Origin of the sequence: Priestia sp. SIMBA_032, assembly GCF_046535215.1 — a bacterium.
In the GTDB taxonomy this organism is placed as follows: domain Bacteria; phylum Bacillota; class Bacilli; order Bacillales; family Bacillaceae_H; genus Priestia; species Priestia aryabhattai.
The window spans coordinates 1-393 of record NZ_JAWRXD010000199.1 but is presented as its reverse complement, the minus strand read 5'-3'; the positions used below and the strand labels follow the sequence as shown (position 1 = coordinate 393).

Below are 393 nucleotides of genomic sequence, written 5' to 3'. Positions count from 1 at the left end.
GCGGATGGCGAGTTTGTATCCGGCCAAACGATTAGTGATAAACTTGGTTGTTCAAGAACTGCTGTGTGGAAACATATGGAAGATCTCCGGAGTGAGGGATATGAACTTGAAGTTGTGCGCCGATTAGGTTACCGAATTGCAAGTAAGCCAGACAAAGTGACTGCTAATGAAATTCAGTTAGGGCTACAAACGAAGCGAATTGGTAGAACAGTGTATTTTGAAGAAACTGTTGAATCAACGCAGCACATTGCAGCAAAACTTGCTTATGAAGGTGCAGAAGAAGGAACTATCGTTGTAGCAGAAGAACAAACAGCGGGAAGAGGTCGTTTAAGCAGAAAATGGCATTCACCAAAAGGAACAGGAATTTGGATGAGTATTATTTTACGCCCATCG

Annotated in this window: 1 protein-coding gene; it reads left to right on the top strand. The window is 42.7% G+C overall.

Annotated features, from left to right (window positions below; genetic code table 11):
* On the top strand, nucleotides 1–393 hold a 393-nt coding region (locus SB717_RS33990), incomplete at both ends, for a biotin operon repressor (RefSeq protein ID WP_410907216.1).